The following is a 17969-nucleotide window of genomic DNA, read 5'->3' as shown; positions in this document are numbered from 1 at the left end:
TGTGCTGAATCTTTAGCTTGCTTACCGGCTGTATGACCGAATAAGCGATTAGGATAAGCCCTCGACCGATTAGTATTCGTCAGCTCCACACATTGCTGTGCTTCCACCCCGAACCTATCAACCTCGTCGTCTTCAAGGGGTCTTACATACTGGGAAATCTCATCTTGAGGGGGGCTTCACGCTTAGATGCTTTCAGCGCTTATCCCGTCCGTACTTGGCTACCCAGCGGTGCTCCTGGCGGAACAACTGGTACACCAGCGGTACGTCCATCCCGGTCCTCTCGTACTAAGGACAGCTCCTCTCAAATTTCCTACGCCCGCGACAGATAGGGACCGAACTGTCTCACGACGTTCTGAACCCAGCTCGCGTACCGCTTTAATGGGCGAACAGCCCAACCCTTGGGACCTACTTCAGCCCCAGGATGCGATGAGCCGACATCGAGGTGCCAAACCTCCCCGTCGATGTGGACTCTTGGGGGAGATAAGCCTGTTATCCCCAGGGTAGCTTTTATCCGTTGAGCGATGGCCCTTCCATTCGGTACCACCGGATCACTAAGCCCGACTTTCGTCCCTGCTCGACTTGTAGGTCTCGCAGTCAAGCTCCCTTATGCCTTTGCACTCTTCGAATGATTTCCAACCATTCTGAGGGAACCTTTGGGCGCCTCCGTTACATTTTAGGAGGCGACCGCCCCAGTCAAACTGCCCGCCTGACACGGTCCCCGTACCGGATTCACGGTACCAGGTTAGAACTCCGATACGATCAGGGTGGTATCCCAACGGCGCCTCCACCGAAGCTGGCGCTCCGGCTTCAAAGGCTCCCACCTATCCTGTACAGATCGTACCAAAGTCCAATATCAAGCTGCAGTAAAGCTCCATGGGGTCTTTCCGTCTTGTCGCGGGTAACCTGCATCTTCACAGGTATTAAAATTTCACCGGATCTCTCGTTGAGACAGCGCCCAATTCGTTACGCCATTCGTGCGGGTCAGAATTTACCTGACAAGGAATTTCGCTACCTTAGGACCGTTATAGTTACGGCCGCCGTTTACTGGGGCTTCGGTTCACAGCTTCGGGTTGCCCCTAACCGCTCCCCTTAACCTTCCAGCACCGGGCAGGCGTCAGCCCGTATACTTCGCCTTACGGCTTCGCACAGACCTGTGTTTTTGCTAAACAGTCGATTGGGCCTTTTCACTGCGGCCCCCTCGGGCTATTCACCCTACCGAGGCACCCCTTCTCCCGAAGTTACGGGGTCATTTTGCCGAGTTCCTTAACGAGAGTTCTTCCGCGCGCCTTAGCATGCTCTGCTCGCCTACCTGTGTCGGTTTGCGGTACGGGCACCATCACCTGGCTAGAGGCTTTTCTTGACAGCCGGAGTACATGACCTTCGCTACTGCAATTTTCGCTCCCCATCACAGCCCAGCCTAACGACTTGCGGATTTGCCTACAAGTCAGCCTCACTGCTTGGACGGGCTATTCCATCAGCCCGCGTCACTGCCCTTCTGTGTCACCCCATTGCTCATAACGGCTTACGGTGGTACAGGAATTTCAACCTGTTGTCCTTCCACTACGCCTTTCGGCCTCGCGTTAGGTCCCGACTTACCCTGAGTGGACGAGCCTTCCTCAGGAACCCTTAGGCTTTCGGCGGACAAGATTCTCACTTGTCTTTTCGTTACTCATACCGGCATTCTCACTTGAATACAGTCCACCAGTCCTCACGGTCCAACTTCAATCCGTATTCAACGCTCCCCTACCCAATGCAGCAAGCTGCAATGTCATAGCTTCGGTGGTGTGTTTAGCCCCGTTACATTTTCGGCGCAGAGTCACTCGACCAGTGAGCTATTACGCACTCTTTAAATGGTGGCTGCTTCTAAGCCAACATCCTGGTTGTCTGTGCAACTCCACATCCTTTCCCACTTAACACACACTTGGGGACCTTAGCTGATGATCTGGGCTGTTTCCCTCTTGACAATGGATCTTAGCACTCACTGTCTGACTCCCGGTAAGCATGTCAATGGCATTCGGAGTTTGACTAGACTTGGTAACCCTTGGCGGGCCCCGCACCCAATCAGTGCTCTACCTCCACGACACTCATAACCGAGGCTAGCCCTAAAGCTATTTCGGGGAGAACCAGCTATCTCCGAGTTCGATTGGAATTTCTCCGCTACCCCCACCTCATCCCCGCACTTTTCAACGTGCGTGGGTTCGGGCCTCCAGTGCGTGTTACCGCACCTTCACCCTGGACAGGGGTAGATCACACGGTTTCGGGTCTACGACCACGTACTCAAATCGCCCTATTCAGACTCGCTTTCGCTGCGGCTCCGGCTTTCCACCTTAACCTTGCACGTAATCGTAACTCGCCGGTTCATTCTACAAAAGGCACGCCATCACCCATTGATCGGGCTCTGACTTCTTGTAAGCGCACGGTTTCAGGTTCTTTTTCACTCCGCTCCCGCGGTGCTTTTCACCTTTCCCTCACGGTACTGCTTCACTATCGGTCACCAGGGAGTATTTAGCCTTGGCAGATGGTCCTGCCGGATTCCGACGGGGTTTCACGTGTCCCGCCGTACTCAGGATACACCTCGGAGAGAATGGACTTTTGGTTACAGGGCTTTTACCTGCTATGGCGGGCCTTTCCAGACCTCTTCGCCTAATCCATTCCTTTGTAACTCCATGTGAGATGTCCTACAACCCCAAGGAGCAAGCTCCTTGGTTTGGGCTAATCCGCGTTCGCTCGCCGCTACTGACGGAATCACTTTTGTTTTCTCTTCCTCGGGGTACTTAGATGTTTCAGTTCCCCCGGTATGCCTCTTCTTGAGCTATGTATTCACTCAAGAGTAACTGGACATTACTCCAGCTGGGTTTCCCCATTCGGAAATCCCCGGATCAAAGCCTGCTTACGGCTCCCCGAGGCGGTATCGTTGTTCGCCACGTCCTTCTTCGGCTCCTGGTGCCTAGGCATCCTCCGTGCGCTCTTACTAGCTTAACCTAGTATTTGCTGCGATCGCTTCTCCGAATGACTTCGGAAAATACGGCCGCTTTTAATCCAGCTAAAGGATGTTTCAGCAGAAGATTTTCATCTTCTTTTTACTTTCGTTATCCAGTTTTCAAGGTGCAAATTCGCACATACTCCCTAAGGGGATGTGCTTGGTGGAGCCAAGCGGGATCGAACCGCTGACCTCCTGCTTGCAAGGCAGGCGCTCTCCCAGCTGAGCTATGGCCCCGTAATGGGATCATCACTTCAGTGATGATAATGGTGGGCCTTAGTGGACTCGAACCACCGACCTCACCCTTATCAGGGGTGCGCTCTAACCAGCTGAGCTAAAGGCCCTTGGGTATGATTACGCTTGTGAAAGAGGATTAGTCTTTCAAAACTGACAACGAGCGAGCAACTTCCTGCCTGAGAGTTACTGCTATGGAAGCAATGCTTCCTATCCGATCTTCATCGAGATCGGGTATATCCTTAGAAAGGAGGTGATCCAGCCGCACCTTCCGATACGGCTACCTTGTTACGACTTCACCCCAATCATCTACCCCACCTTCGGCGGCTGGCTCCCTTGCGGGTTACCCCACCGACTTCGGGTGTTGTAAACTCTCGTGGTGTGACGGGCGGTGTGTACAAGACCCGGGAACGTATTCACCGCGGCATGCTGATCCGCGATTACTAGCAATTCCGACTTCATGCAGGCGAGTTGCAGCCTGCAATCCGAACTGAGACCAGCTTTGATAGGATTGGCTCCCTCTCGCGAGTTCGCTTCCCGTTGTACTGGCCATTGTAGTACGTGTGTAGCCCAGGTCATAAGGGGCATGATGATTTGACGTCATCCCCACCTTCCTCCGGTTTGTCACCGGCAGTCACCTTAGAGTGCCCATCCGAAATGCTGGCAACTAAGATCAAGGGTTGCGCTCGTTGCGGGACTTAACCCAACATCTCACGACACGAGCTGACGACAACCATGCACCACCTGTCTCCTCTGTCCCGAAGGAAAGCCCTATCTCTAGGACGGTCAGAGGGATGTCAAGACCTGGTAAGGTTCTTCGCGTTGCTTCGAATTAAACCACATACTCCACTGCTTGTGCGGGTCCCCGTCAATTCCTTTGAGTTTCAGTCTTGCGACCGTACTCCCCAGGCGGAATGCTTAATGTGTTAACTTCGGCACCAAGGGTATCGAAACCCCTAACACCTAGCATTCATCGTTTACGGCGTGGACTACCAGGGTATCTAATCCTGTTTGCTCCCCACGCTTTCGCGCCTCAGCGTCAGTTACAGCCCAGAAAGTCGCCTTCGCCACTGGTGTTCCTCCACATCTCTACGCATTTCACCGCTACACGTGGAATTCCACTTTCCTCTTCTGCACTCAAGTCCACCAGTTTCCAGTGCGAACCAGGGTTGAGCCCCAGCCTTAAACACCAGACTTAATGAACCGCCTGCGCGCGCTTTACGCCCAATAATTCCGGACAACGCTTGCCCCCTACGTATTACCGCGGCTGCTGGCACGTAGTTAGCCGGGGCTTTCTTCTCAGGTACCGTCACCTTGGGAGCAGTTACTCTCCCAAGCGTTCTTCCCTGGCAACAGAGCTTTACGATCCGAAAACCTTCATCACTCACGCGGCGTTGCTCCGTCAGGCTTTCGCCCATTGCGGAAGATTCCCTACTGCTGCCTCCCGTAGGAGTCTGGGCCGTGTCTCAGTCCCAGTGTGGCCGATCACCCTCTCAGGTCGGCTACGCATCGTCGCCTTGGTGAGCCGTTACCTCACCAACTAGCTAATGCGCCGCAGGTCCATCCAACAGTGACAGATTGCTCCGTCTTTCCCGATTCGGCCATGCGACCAAATCGCGTATCCGGTATTAGCATTCGTTTCCGAATGTTATCCCGGTCTGTCGGGCAGGTTACCTACGTGTTACTCACCCGTCCGCCGCTAAGCATCTGAGGTGCAAGCACCTCATCAACTCCGCTCGACTTGCATGTATTAGGCACGCCGCCAGCGTTCGTCCTGAGCCAGGATCAAACTCTCCATTAAGGTGTTTGACTTGCTCATTACGTTGTTGCTATCCAAACTTCCTCCTTGGACAAGCCAATTTCGAAAGTTTGTTATTCGATTCAATCTTGCGATTGTATCGGGCAGTTTCGCTCGTTGTTCAGTTTTCAAAGAACAATCTTTTCTTTCGTTGCCGGCGTCAATCTCTCGCGGCGACAAGAAATAATATATCACAGGGGCCCAATTGAATGCAACCCCTATTTTGATTATTTTTAAAAATGTTGTCGAGGCCACCATTCTCCCGTATCAACGATACGCTCTCGCGTTTAATGCATAGCGAGATAATTCCTTGGGGGAAGCGATTCTGGCGTACATTCTGAAGATGATCTTATACCTGCGCGCGATCGCTTGTTTGATGTCGCCGTCTAACCTGGAGTCGTTTAAATCGAGAAGCATCTCGTCCAATTCCTTGCGCAATACGTAATCAAATTCTTTGCATTCCTTGTCGTTGAACAGTATTCCGAGCATAACCGTAAGCGGCCTCCTTTGGGGTATGTAGAGCGTATGGACCGATATCAGACGTACAAGGCGAAACGGCTAGGCCATCCTTTAAGGGCGGGACGCGTTTCGTTCCGCGAATTATCGACCGCCTTACTGTTATGCTCAAATATTGGAAATATTATTACAACGACAACAGCCAACCTGTAAAAGTACTTTCAATAACGGAGGCCACCAGCAGTCCCGCAGTCAACATTATAATTACGGGTACGACTCGCACCATAAACGACACCAATCTATCGCCGCTGTCGCTCAGCTTGCCTCTTGCGAACAACAGGCTTCCCAGAGCGCGGACAATCAATATCCCGAATCTCATGCCATATGCGCAGGCGATTATGATCGCCGGAATTTCGATAATGCCATGAGGCAGCAATCCTTTGACGATTAACTCGAATACAGGCATGGCATCCGGCGTCTCGGCGACCCTGTCCAGCAAATATCCGATGACCATTCCGTTGATAATCAAGAACAGAATCGGAATAACGCCAAGGAACGCACCCAAAAAAATTATGAAAATCGACTTGATCGCATTGTTCAAGAAAATAACCGTGATCATGGCAAACGTCCTGTTCTCTGCTTGATCGACCGTCTCGACAAGCTGCTGCAGCCCCGCTAGCTGAGCATCCAGAAACGAACGGAATGCCGGATTGCTTCCTCCAATAAAGACCCCTGCGATAAACATGATCGCCGCAAAAGCGATGTATCCCCTGGTCTCTTTCAAATCCCGCCATATGGCCCGCCATTTGAACATGAGCGTCACTCTCCTATTCGATTATAGAAAAAATCAACTGGCATATCCCCGATGTGTACGAGCATAGATTGTACTAAACAAGCCGTTGCCTCGGGAAAGCCGGGGCATATCCAAGAGAGGAGAGCCCATTCCCATGAATATGTTCTATGTTATGAACGGCAGAAAGCTCAAAAAGTATTTTTTTATCGCGATCGCTCTCGTGTTTTCTATCGGAATTATTTACGCGGAACGCGACAACATTACGGTGTTCGCTCCGCAGCAGCCCGCTGCCATCTACAGTGTGCCTACGGACAAGAAAGTTGTCGCGCTCACCTTCGACATCAGCTGGGGAGACAAGCGTGCCGAACCTATTCTGGAGGTGCTCAAGGAGAAAAATATTACGCAGGCAACCTTCTTCCTCTCCTCCACCTGGAGCCAGTCTCATCCCGAACTCGTAAAAAAAATCCAGGACGCAGGTTACGAAATCGGCAGCCATGGCCACAAGCACGACTTCTACACCAAATATAGCGATGATGAGATTCGCAAGCAAATCTCCACCGCTCACACCATTCTGGCCGATATTACGGGCAAACAGCCCAATTTGATCCGTCTTCCCAATGGCGACTTCGACAAACGCGTCCTTCGTATCGCCGAAGAGCTGCAATACAAAGTGATTCAGTGGGACACGGACTCCATGGACTGGATGAACATAGGCACGGACAAAATCATTGACCGAGTCGTCAGCCGGACTCATCCCGGCGACATCATCCTGCTACACGCAAGCGATACCGTGCTTCAAACGCACGAGGCCCTTCCCGTCATTATTGATCAACTGCGGGAAAAAGGGTATGAGTTCGTCAATGTAACGCAGCTTATTAATGGTACCGAAGCCGAAGGCAACTCGGTGCAGGGCGCTCCCTCCGATCAGAAGAAGCCCGCTTCCGCTTCCCAGCTGAGCGCTGCAAGCGAATAAACGGACTTCTGTGAAGGATCTACCTTATAGAGGTTGTTCAAAAAGTCCGCTTCCCATTACGAAGTAATCCAAGATGCATACTCGACGTCGAATCTTGAATTCAGCCGAACCCTCCGGTGCTCACGTAGCTTCCACTACGCTCCGCTCCTCAGGTTCTAGCTTCATCCAATCTTCTCGGTACTGAGAACCGAACTTTTTGAACTCGCATTTATCGACTAGCCGGTTTCGCGGGAACGACCGCGGGATCGGCTTCTTTGCTGCCCAGAAGACGATGCATCATTATATTCTGGTACGCATTGCAGACAAAGAGCGGGATCATCATAAAGATGATGGCCGCGACATTTGTCGCCCCCTGCAACGCCGGCCATGCCTCCACGAACGTTACGACGAACATAAGGAACATCGTCGGGATGAAGGCGCTTTGGTTGGTTTGTTTGATTTTGCTCCAGGAAACGAGCAATGAGGCCACGAAAAGAATAAGCGGCAGCACCCAGAAAAACCAATTGTTTGTGCGCTCTTCGAACAAGACATAGCCCAGGCCGAATACCGCAAACAACGTCGTGTAGCCTTGAAGCGCATGCCATAGGTATTTGCGCCGGAAAACGCTAAGCGCAATATAATTGAGCGTCAAATAAGCGAAAAAGCCCATCTGGCTGAATGCCCCGATCATAAGGCCGGAAATTCCCATCATCAGGATGTTGAAGCCCGTTGCTTCCATGCCAAGGAATCCGAATTCCTGATCCGTTAAAAGCATGATTCCGCCGCTTATGATGCAGACGACTGCTCCAATCGCCATCGTGCTCCAGAATAAAAAAAACCATTTGCGCAAAGTCACCGTTTGAATCCTCCAGAACGTTTTGGCTTTATTTTACCACGATCACAACAAAAAGCTAATGCTCGTCCATGATAAAACCGTGAACAATGCACATAATAATCTCAATTCAGGCGTTAGACAACAAGCATCATGGTCTAGGGCGGGCATTGATATAGAAGGGAGCAACTCTAATATGCGCATCAGATGGACTTTATCGTTGTCGATATTGGCGCTCACAATCGTACTGTCGAGCTGCGGCGCGGAGGCGTCGGGCGGACAGCAGCAGATCAGTTACAAAGACATGAAGTCGATGGTGATCGATATTCTGAAGACAGAGGACGCCCAGAAGGCTCTTCAGGAATCCACTCAGCAACTGTCAGGATACTCCATGCAGGAATCGAAGCTGCTGTCGGTGCAGGATCAGGAAGAAGTTCGTCTGGCGGTTAAGGACGTTATCAGTTCCCCCGATTACGATAAGGTGATCAAGAAGCTGATGACGGACACCCGGTTCGCCGGCGAATTCGCCAAATCGGTTAATAAAGAAAACAAAACGATCCACCGAGAACTCATCAAGGATCCGCAATACCAAGCGGAGTTGCTCAAGACGTTTAAAAACCCGGAGATGGAGAAGATGATCCTCGAAGTGCTCAAGAGCGCGCAGTATCGTAAGGAAGTCATGTCGCTGATGCAGGAATCCATGCAAAATCCGCTGTTCCGGCTTGAAGTGCTGGATCTGATGAAGGCCGCCGTCAAGGAAGAACTCCAGACGAAGCCCGACGAGAAGGTCAAGAAATCCGGTGAGGAAGGAAAGCAAGAGGAGCAAAGCATGGAGGAGGAGGAGCAAGTAAAGGAAGAGCAGCAGAAAGGCGAGGACGCACAGCAGTAGGTTTAAGATCCGAAAAGATCCGGCAGCCCCTCGTCTTGAATAATAAAGCCCGTATCGCTCCTCTGCAAGAACAGTCGAATTGTAAGTCGACAGATGAGTTCTTGCTTGCACGGAGGGCGATACGGGCTTTGTCAAGTTCAGCGGGACTCTACACGGGAAATAACACTATCCGCCAGCTCCAAGTACATGATTCCTGTCTCTGTATCAGCCTTGTAGACTGAAGGCGAGAAGTCAGGCTCCGATACGTGGTTGTCCGGCGCTCCAAGCGGAATTTGGGCCAACAGGTCGCAATGCAGCGTCTCGGCGAGACGCGCGCCTCCGCCGCGCCCGAAAACGTATTCCTTGTCTCCCGATTTGGAGACGTAATACGACATATTTTCTACGACGCCGATAATTTCGTGTTCGGTCTTGATGGCCATGGCCCCTGCCCGCGCCGCTACAAAAGCAGCCGTCGCGTGCGGTGTCGTGACGATGATTTCCTTGCTTTGCGGGATGATCTGATGGACGTCAAGCGCCACGTCTCCCGTACCCGGAGGCAAGTCGAGCAGCAGATAATCCAGCGTGCCCCACTCAATCTCCTGGAAAAAGTTGCGCAGCATCTTGCCGAGCATGGGTCCGCGCCACACGATCGGACTATTGTCCTCGACAAAGAAACCCATGGAGATGACCTTCACGCCAAAGCGCTCGATCGGGATGACGCGATCGTTTACGACCTGCGGCCGCTCCTCGATGCCCATCATATCGGGCACGCTGAAGCCATAGATGTCCGCGTCGATGATGCCGACGCGTTTGCCCTTGCGTGCCAAGGCGACCGCCAGATTGACGGTCACCGTGCTCTTGCCGACGCCGCCCTTGCCGCTCGCGACGGCGATGAACTCCGTCCCGCTGCTTGCGTCCAGCAGCGGGACATCCAGCCCTGCCCCGTGCCCTTGCACCGGGGCAGAATCGCTTTTGGCGCCGGCTCCGCCGCCCGGCGCCTGCTGCTTCTGCGGCTGCGCCGGGGCGTCCCCGCCTGGCGCAGCCGAAGGCGCCCCCTCGGCGCTCCGAAACCGGCAATGCACGGTTTCGGCGCCGAGGGGCGCCAGGGCCTCGCGCAGCGAGGCCTCGAGCGCGGAATGCTGCGCCGCGCTCGCTTCCAGAACCGTCAACGATACTTGACGGTTCCGAACCATAACGTCGCGGAAGGAGATGCCTTCCGCGGAATATTGCTCAGCCATCACGCGTTCGATGGCTTCGATCGCTTGCTCGCGTGTCAACATATGTGATAGTCCCACCCTTTATCGTAATCACTGCTCTCCGACTTCGAAGAGTTCCATAAACACTCCCCCTAGTATACCACAGGTTGCGACTTTGTCTGAAGTCGGTTGCCCATCTAAGCACACTATATGAATGTGTTTACTCGCCATTTTGCAATTTTATTTCATCCGACGTACTGCCGCCGAGCTTCTCCCCCGACACATAACGAAGAATGCCTTGATAGATCGACGCGGCCACTTGGCGCTGATAATCCGCGTTCGCGAGACGCGCTGCCTCGCCCGGATTGGACAAGAATCCGACCTCCACAAGCGCGGTCGGAATGTCGGGCAGCGACTTGAGCAGATAGACATCCTTTTTCACGGCCGCAATGCGCGTCGTATTAGCCAGGTTGCGCTTGATCTCGTCCTGAATAAAAGCCGCCAGAAGGCGGTTGTCGGGATGAGCCGACGAATTATAGAACGTCTGGGCGCCGGACCACTTCTCCGAAGGGATGCTGTTCATATGAATGCTGATAAACGCGGCAGGCTCGCTTTCCTTGATCATAGCGGCCCGCCGCTTCAAATCCTCCGTCTTCCGCTTGCTGTAGGCATTGGCGTCACCCGAAGCCAGATCGTAGTCCCCTTCCCTGGTCATGACAACAAGAGCCCCCGCCTGCTGAAGGTAATCTCTTACATGCAGCGCAATCGCAAGATTTAGATCCTTCTCGACCGCGCCCTGCTTGCTGATGGCTCCGCCGTCCGCTCCGCCGTGTCCCGCATCTATCGCGATCGTTTTGCCGGATAACGGCAGCGTCCAGTAAGACCAGGAGCTGGAAGCAGGCAAATTGTCACGGAGCAGCAATCCTGTCAGAATAAGAACCGCGACGGCGGCCGCAATCCGCAATGCTCCCTTCAGCGTCAACCAAATCACAAAATGCCGACGAATTCGACGCATCAAAAAAAACCACCCCGTCTCTCATATCCATTCATTCATGTATATGGGACAAGATGGTTTTTTATGTGCCTTGGGCTATGAGGATGATGGATCTTCTACTCCTCGACAGCGTCGGCCACGAAATGCAGCGCCGACTGATCCATGTCCGCGACGATACCCAGATCGTGCCAATCCGTCAGCGCAATGACCGCGCCTTCCGCCGGCTGATGCAGCTCGAACAACACAATTTCGTTACGTCCCTGCCGAAGCAGCGGTCCCGGGACGTAGAGCGTCCGCTGCGGCCCGGCTTCCCAATAACGACCCAGATTGAAGCCGTTGATCCAGGCAACGCCCTTGCCCCAGCCGTCCAAGCGAAGAAACGTATCGCCGATCTCTTCCGCGTCGAAATACCCGCGGTAGAAGGCCGGACCCGGTTCCGGCGCGGCCGCCGTTGCGTACTGGATGCCGGCGAGCTCCTCGGAGCAAAGCGGCAGAGGCCGAATCGTCCAGTCGAATTGAAACTGGTTGTCGAGCAGCACCCCCTTCGTAATGCCCTTAGTGTCGCGAAGGAGCGGACCGTAATTGATGCGGCCCATATTCTCGACCAATATATCAAGTCTTGCTCCTCCGGCCGGCACCGAAATATCGAGCGGTTCATTGTTCCAGCGCTCGATCGCGCCAAGCGGACGACCGTCCAGGAACACAAGCGCCCTATCGTGAACGTCGCGGATATGGAGCTTCTGATTGTTGCGCGGTCCTCTGAGCTCCGTCGAATACAAGATGAAGCCGTAGCTTTGGCCAAGCTGCTCCATCGTCGCCGTCGCCGTCATCCGCACCGGCTCGGACAACGCGTCCAGTTGCGTAAACAATCCGCTCCGCTGCGCTAGCGCAACCTCCCCGTATGCGCGTTTCGGAATCGGCGCGGGCAGCGCTCCTCCTTCCGGAATGCCGTGTTTCTCCATGACGGCCCGCACGGCCCGGTATTTGTCCGTCACGTCGCCCCATTCGGTCAACATCGCGTCATAATCGTAGCTGGTGACGGTAGGTTCGTACTGGCGGATATGATTGGCTCCGTTATAGAAGCCGAAGTTCGTGCCGCCATGGAACATATACACATTGACGGATGACCCGCTCGCAAGCATATCGTCCATCACCTGCGCCACATCGGCGGCATCCCGCACATGATGAGGCTCTCCCCAATGATCGAACCAGCCATTCCAGTATTCCATCACCATAAGCGGCTCATCCTTGCGGTACTCTCTATACTTCGCGAATGATTCCGCCGCGCGGGAACCGAAATTAACCGTCGCGTGCACATCCTCGATCGTCCCTCCCAGCAGCATCTCGTCCGTCGGACCGTCCGAGGTGAACAGAAGCACGTCGACGCCCCGCTTCTCCAGCCCTTCGCGAAGGTATTGCATGTAGGCGGTATCGTTCCCGTAGCTGCCGTATTCGTTTTCCACCTGCACAGCCAGAATCGGTCCGCCGTTCGTGGACAACAGCGGAAGCAGTTGGGGAATCAGCACATCGTAATAACGGTCGACATGCGCCAGATAAGCGGGATCCATGCAGCGAAGCTGCGTTCCCTCCTCTCTCAGCAGCCAGGCCGGCAAGCCGCCAAACTCCCATTCCGCGCAAATGTAAGGACTTGGCCGCACGATCACATGCAGACCTAATTGCCCTGCAAGCGCAACGAAAACCGCAACATCGGCTAATCCTTGAAATTGAAATTCCCCTTGCCGCGGCTCATGCACGTTCCATGCTACGTATGTTTCCACCGTATTAAAACCGCATGCCTTCAATTTTCTGAGACGATCTTCCCAATAATCCGGCACGACCCGAAAATAATGAATGGCCCCCGACAAAATTCGGTAAGGCTCGCCGTCCAACGTATATTGTCCATTGCTCCATGCCAGCACGCTCATGCTGCAGCCAACCTCCTTTGATCCAATCACACGCCAACCTCTCCACAGAATTGGAGCCTGTTGCTCAACCGTTACAGACAGCGGTACGCGGCCATTCGCCTGATGACCGGCTCCGCAGCCGCTTCCGTAATGCGCAGCCGCAGCTTCTCTGCGACGACGGGCGGGAATGCTTCTATTTTTTTATGTCCGATCGCGCTGCCTTCGTGCAACACCTTCCAGACTCCGTCCGCGAACGCTTCCAGCGCGTACTTGCGAACCCGCTCGCCGTAAGCGATATCCTCCATTAACACCGCATGATCGATAACGGCCCCCGTCGGCAGCGGCAGCACTGTCGTATATGCGGCATCGTCCGCGAACCCGGCATCTCCGGCAGACTCGGCAGCTTCAGCAGCCGCTTCCTCCGCTCCCGCCGTCTCCGCTACGCTGCTGCCGAACCGCCGCCGGATTTCGTTGCCGAATTCGATCAAGCGCGCCGCATCGGCTTCCGGGAGCAGGCCACGGTCATCGGGGGCCGCATTCAGCAGCAGCGTCGCGCCATGCCCCACCGAGCGGTAATAAATATCCATCAGATCGTCCAGGGATAGCAGCAGATGCTCCTCGCCGGGATGCCAGAACCAACGATCCCTGCGGATCGGGACATCGCACTCCGCCGGGACCCAGCGCGGCGTCTCGGGAAGCCAATGCGAAGTCGAATTGGTGAACATGCTGGCCCGCGCCGATTCGGCCGTGTTCCAGCATGGATACGGAGCGAGCCCGTCCTCGTTGCCAACCCAACGAATCGTCGGGGCGCCCATGTTGAACACCATCGCTTGCGGTTGATATTTCTTGACCAGCCCCATGATGCGCGGCCAGTCGTATTCCCGGCCCTCGGAGCCGGCGCCGTCGAACCACACTTCGACGAGCGGACCGTAGCCGGTCAACAGCTCCTCTAATTGCCGGGCATAGAAGTCGTCGTATAGCGCCGGATCGGCATAAGACGGTTCATGCCTGTCCCACGGCGACACATAGATGCCGAAGCCGATGCCCTCCTCCCGGCAAGCGGCGGCGCATTCCGCCACCACGTCTCCCTGCCCGTTCTTCCACGGGCTGGAGGCAACCGAATAATCGGTTGTAGTCGTCGGCCATAGACAAAAACCGTCATGATGCTTCGCTGTCAGAACGAAGTATCGAAACCCGGCCTCGCGGGCAGTCCTGACCCATTGGCGGGCGTCCAACTTGTCCGGGTTGAACAAAGCGGGCGAATCCTTGCCTTCTCCCCATTCCTGATCGCAAAACGTATTGATGCCGAAGTGGCAGAATAAACCCAGCTCCATATCCTGCCACTCCCGCTGAGCGTTCGTCGGAAGCGCCAGCTCATGGCGAAGAGCAATCCCTTGCGTCTCGTTTCCCATCCTCTCTCACCTTCCTGCTGTTCTTATTTCATAAAGGAGGAAAGCCGCCTTACGCGATCGTTTGATCCCGTCAGACGGCTCTTCCGGCCACTATCGAAGTCTTTTATTTAATGACGCCTTTTTCGTTGATGATTTTGGTCGCTTCTCCAACCATCCAGGCCTGTACTTCGTCGATCGGCTCATTGCTCAGCATATATTTGCTGAAGCCGTCATTGATCACTTTCGTCAATTCGGAGGTTGCGGTCGTCATCACTTGCGCTCCGTCAAGGAACTGAATGTCTTCGCTGAACAGCGAGTACTTGAGCGAATCAACATCATACATATCTTCTTTGCCGGCAATCAACTTCGTCAGCAATTCCTCGTTGTTCGCTTTTTTGTAACCCGAGAATTCCATCCGGTTGTCCGAATCGGCAGTCGTCATGAATCTCATCAGCTTAAAGGCTGCTTCCTTATGCTTGGACGTGGCGCCCATCGCGATCTGGCTGCCGCTCGTGAAATATTTGCCTTCATAATCTTTCGGCTCGGAACCCGCGGGCGGTACTGGCACCGGAGCAAATGCCGTCTTGAAGTCGTGCGGATATTGCTCGGTGTTGCCCGGATCCGGAATCGTGAAGTTGCCGGTCAGAATCATGGCCGCCTCTTCGTTGAAGAACTCCGTGCGGTAATTCAGTTTGGCGGCGAGTATATCCGCATAAGGTTTCGACGTTTTGTCCGTTTCTTCCATGCCTTTGCGCAGCTCGAAGAAATATTTGTACGTCGGATCGGCCAGGATCGTCGTTCCGTCATCATACAAGAACGGATCTTTCATCATCGTTTGCGCCGGGGCGTTCATGTACAGCTCCCATGTGTGGAAATAAGAGCCGTAACGTTTGTCCACGCCTTCGCCTTGCGTCAGCTGCTTGGCGTATTCGCGGTAGTCGTCCCATGTCCAACCGTATTTCGGAACTGCCAGACCCGCTTCATCGAGCATGTCCTTGTTCAACATGACATAGTTGACGCTTTTCGTAAATTGCATGCCGTAGTAATCCTCGCCTACTTTTGCATTTACGAAGTATTCGTCTTCCGGCGTGAGATTTTCGTTCGCGTAATACGTATTCAGCGGCTCGAACGCCCCGCGAGTCGCCCGCTCCAGTACAGAGCCGAGACTTGGAAGCTGAATAACGTCGATCGCTTCGCCGGACGAGATCAGGAAATCAAGCTTTTGCAGCATTTCCACGGAGTTGCCCGGAACCAGCACGACATGCTCGACCTTGATGTTGGGATTTTCGGCCGTAAATTCGTCAAGCATGCCCCGCGTGCCGACCGCTTGCGCCTCGTTATCCCAGTTATAATACTTGATCGTAACTTGTTCTGCTTGCGGCTTGCTTTCGCCATTGCCCGGGCTTGGCGATGCGGACGGCGTATTGTTGTTGTTTCCATTGCCGCATGCGCTCACGACAAGCGTACTCGCCAGCACCAAGCTTAACAACGTGTTCACTTTTGATCTGCCTCTCATCTTCATCATTCGACTTCCCCCTGTGTCGGTTAGTAAGTAATAAGACGTTCCCGCCTGTGTCTTCAGTATAAGGATCGTCCTTCTTGCGGAAGTGCACAATTTTGCTCAAATAGGCATACGATTTTGACCTTTGCCAGGCGCCTTACCCTTTCACGCCGCCCAGCGCAATGCCGTTGATGACCTGACGCTGCAAGGCAATGAATACAATAACCAGCGAAACGATCGCCGAGAGCGCGGCCATCATCATAATGGCGTAATTGTTCGTGTAATCGTCCCTGAACAAGGTCATTCCGAGCGGAATCGTGTACAATTCCCGGCTAAGCAGGAAGATGAGCGGATTCTGGTAATCGTTCCAGGTCCAGATAAATTTAATGATGGCCACCGTAGCGAGCACCGGCTTGCACAGCGGCACCATAATCGAAGCGAAGATCCGGACATAGCCGGCCCCGTCCATTCTCGCCGCCTCGATAAACTCGTCGTTGATACCGTTCATGAATTGACGCAGCAGGAAGGTGAAATAAATGGAAAACATGCTCGTTAATATAATCGCCGCATGCGTATCATATAATCCGAACCAGCGTATTAGCATAAACCGCGGTATGAGCGTCGCTTGATCCGGAATAATCATAAACGAAAGCAAGGCGAGAAACACCATGTTCCTGCCGCGGAACCGCAGCTTGGTCAGCGCGTAAGCCGCCATGGAGGAAATAACAAGCGTGATCAGCGTCGTAATAATCGAAACCTTGAAGGAGTTCAAGTAAAAATCGGTAAACGGAACCCGCCCCATCCAAACCGCCTTGAAGTTATAGATGACATTGATCTTATCGGGTATCCACTGGATGGGAAACCGCATGACATCCTTCTCGAATTTGAACGCCGATGACAACATCCAGATCAGCGGCACCAGAAACACAATCGATAACGCGCCCATAATAATCGTGGTCACCCATTTTGATATATTGTTGCGTATATGCGCCATACTCTCGCCTCCGTTCTTGTTGGTGTTAAACATCGTCCTTTTGCAGCTTCCAGGTCAGGGCGGTCACGATGCCGATCACCGCAAACAACAGCCAGGAAATAGCCGACGCGTAACCCATGTTGTAATATTTGAAACCTTCTTCGTAAATTCGGAATACAAGCACCGTCGAGGAGTTGTTCGGTCCGCCCTGCGTCAGGAAGGCGATAATATCGAATACCTTGAAAGAACCGATCAGCATGGTCACGAACAGGAAGAAGGTCGTCGGGCGCAGCATCGGAATCGTAATACGGAAAAACTTCTGCAGCGCCGTGGCGCCGTCGATCTCAGCGGCCTCGTACAGCTCGTCCGAAATGTTGGTCAGACCGGCCATGTAGATAATAATCGTATATCCGAGCGCTGCCCAGGAGCTAATAATGGCGACCGCCAGCAGCGAGGTTTTCGGATCGACGAGCCATTTGGGCGGAGTGCCGACGCCCAGATCCATCAACAGCTGGTTGATAGGGCCAAGCGAAGGATGGAACAATGCGCTCCATACGGCAGCTACCGCAATAATGGAAGAGATATAAGGGATAAAAAAAGCGACTTTAAAATAATCCTTAAAAAAAGTGTTTCTGTGGAGCAAAACGGCCAGCACGAGCGCCAGCGCGATCGGCAGCGGCACGGTCAGCACCGTATACAACAAATTGTTGAGCAGCGCCTTGACAATGGTAGGGTCTTCCGTCAGCTTGATGTAGTTATCCAGTCCGATAAACTTGACGCCGGATATCCCCGACAGCAGATCCCATTCGGAGAAGCTTAAGTATAACGAAAATCCCAGCGCGAATACGTTCATCAGCAGCATGCCGATTACTTCCGGCGCCAGAAACAGCCAGCCGATAATTGCTTCTTTTTTTCGCGGACTCCAGAATTTGCGCTTGATTGGTTTCTCTGCAATAGCAGGCATGTTGGCAGCTTCCATGTTGTCTCACCTCTACCTTTATCATTCTTTGTTATTAGCATAAAGGATAGACGGGGACGTCCCAAGGATGGATTATGACCTGTCGCGTGCATAATTTTGACCCTTCCTTTTAAGCTTT

General features: G+C 53.6%; 12 protein-coding genes, 2 tRNA genes and 2 rRNA genes. 2 read left to right on the top strand and 14 right to left on the bottom strand.

Features of this window, described 5'->3' with window-relative positions; genetic code table 11:
• Nucleotides 1-49 precede the first annotated feature (49 nt).
• The 6 genes from KJW29_RS30600 to KJW29_RS30575 all read right to left on the bottom strand — a co-directional run bounded on the left by KJW29_RS30600 (nt 50) and on the right by KJW29_RS30575 (nt 6282).
• A 23S ribosomal RNA gene (locus KJW29_RS30600) occupies nt 50-2982 on the bottom strand.
• A gap of 159 nt (nt 2983-3141) precedes the next feature.
• Nucleotides 3142-3217 (bottom strand) — tRNA-Ala (locus KJW29_RS30595).
• A gap of 30 nt (nt 3218-3247) precedes the next feature.
• A tRNA-Ile gene (locus KJW29_RS30590) sits at nt 3248-3324 on the bottom strand.
• A gap of 136 nt (nt 3325-3460) precedes the next feature.
• A 16S ribosomal RNA gene (locus KJW29_RS30585) occupies nt 3461-5015 on the bottom strand.
• The 16S and 23S rRNA genes sit together here with 2 tRNA genes alongside, the layout of an rRNA operon.
• 264 nt (nt 5016-5279) lie before the next feature.
• A complete protein-coding gene (locus tag KJW29_RS30580) occupies nt 5280-5501 on the bottom strand; it encodes a hypothetical protein (RefSeq protein ID WP_087570350.1) in 222 nt (73 codons plus the stop codon).
• A 154-nt stretch (nt 5502-5655) separates the two neighbouring features.
• A complete protein-coding gene (locus KJW29_RS30575; RefSeq protein ID WP_214627431.1) occupies nt 5656-6282 on the bottom strand; it encodes a stage II sporulation protein M in 627 nt (208 codons plus the stop codon).
• Between the two features lie 133 nt (nt 6283-6415).
• Between KJW29_RS30575 and pdaB the strand changes: the two genes are divergently transcribed.
• Nucleotides 6416-7234, top strand: coding sequence for a polysaccharide deacetylase family sporulation protein PdaB (pdaB, locus tag KJW29_RS30570; RefSeq protein ID WP_187103439.1), 819 nt, complete (start codon nt 6416-6418; stop codon nt 7232-7234).
• Nucleotides 7235-7442: 208 nt separating this feature from the next.
• Here the strand turns inward: pdaB and KJW29_RS30565 are convergent, their stop codons facing one another.
• Nucleotides 7443-8069, bottom strand: a complete 627-nt coding sequence (locus tag KJW29_RS30565) for a KinB-signaling pathway activation protein (protein ID WP_246608448.1) — start codon at nt 8067-8069, stop codon at nt 7443-7445.
• 172 nt (nt 8070-8241) lie between these two features.
• Between KJW29_RS30565 and gerD the strand changes: the two genes are divergently transcribed.
• Nucleotides 8242-8934 (top strand): spore germination lipoprotein GerD, encoded by a 693-nt coding sequence (gene gerD, locus KJW29_RS30560; protein ID WP_181376738.1) that lies wholly within the window; start codon nt 8242-8244, stop codon nt 8932-8934.
• A 137-nt stretch (nt 8935-9071) separates the two neighbouring features.
• Here gerD and KJW29_RS30555 read toward each other — a convergent pair whose 3' ends face one another.
• The 7 genes from KJW29_RS30555 to KJW29_RS30525 all read right to left on the bottom strand — a co-directional run bounded on the left by KJW29_RS30555 (nt 9072) and on the right by KJW29_RS30525 (nt 17851).
• Entirely contained in the window at nt 9072-10193 is a 1122-nt protein-coding gene (locus KJW29_RS30555; protein WP_214627430.1) for a P-loop NTPase, read from the bottom strand.
• A 136-nt stretch (nt 10194-10329) separates the two neighbouring features.
• Entirely contained in the window at nt 10330-11124 is a 795-nt protein-coding gene (cwlD, locus tag KJW29_RS30550; RefSeq protein ID WP_214627429.1) for an N-acetylmuramoyl-L-alanine amidase CwlD, read from the bottom strand.
• Nucleotides 11125-11219: 95 nt separating this feature from the next.
• On the bottom strand, nt 11220-13028 hold the full coding sequence (locus KJW29_RS30545) for a glycoside hydrolase family 35 protein (protein WP_214631393.1): 1809 nt from the start codon (nt 13026-13028) through the stop codon (nt 11220-11222).
• Nucleotides 13029-13099: 71 nt separating this feature from the next.
• Complete coding sequence (locus KJW29_RS30540; RefSeq protein ID WP_214627428.1) at nt 13100-14419, bottom strand: alpha-L-fucosidase; 1320 nt, start codon at nt 14417-14419, stop codon at nt 13100-13102.
• A gap of 103 nt (nt 14420-14522) precedes the next feature.
• On the bottom strand, nt 14523-15923 hold the full coding sequence (locus KJW29_RS30535; RefSeq protein ID WP_246608447.1) for an ABC transporter substrate-binding protein: 1401 nt from the start codon (nt 15921-15923) through the stop codon (nt 14523-14525).
• A 133-nt stretch (nt 15924-16056) separates the two neighbouring features.
• Nucleotides 16057-16893: a carbohydrate ABC transporter permease gene (locus KJW29_RS30530; protein WP_214627427.1), complete on the bottom strand. Its 837-nt coding sequence runs from the start codon at nt 16891-16893 to the stop codon at nt 16057-16059.
• A 25-nt stretch (nt 16894-16918) separates the two neighbouring features.
• Nucleotides 16919-17851 carry a carbohydrate ABC transporter permease gene (locus KJW29_RS30525; RefSeq protein WP_246608446.1) on the bottom strand — a complete coding sequence of 311 codons (933 nt, stop codon included), beginning with the start codon at nt 17849-17851 and terminating at the stop codon, nt 16919-16921.
• Nucleotides 17852-17969 lie beyond the last annotated feature (118 nt).

This window comes from Paenibacillus agaridevorans (assembly GCF_018604145.1).
Lineage (GTDB): Bacteria > Bacillota > Bacilli > Paenibacillales > Paenibacillaceae > Pristimantibacillus > Pristimantibacillus agaridevorans.
Note: the sequence above shows the minus strand (reverse complement) of the source record. Positions and strands in the feature narration are given on the sequence as shown.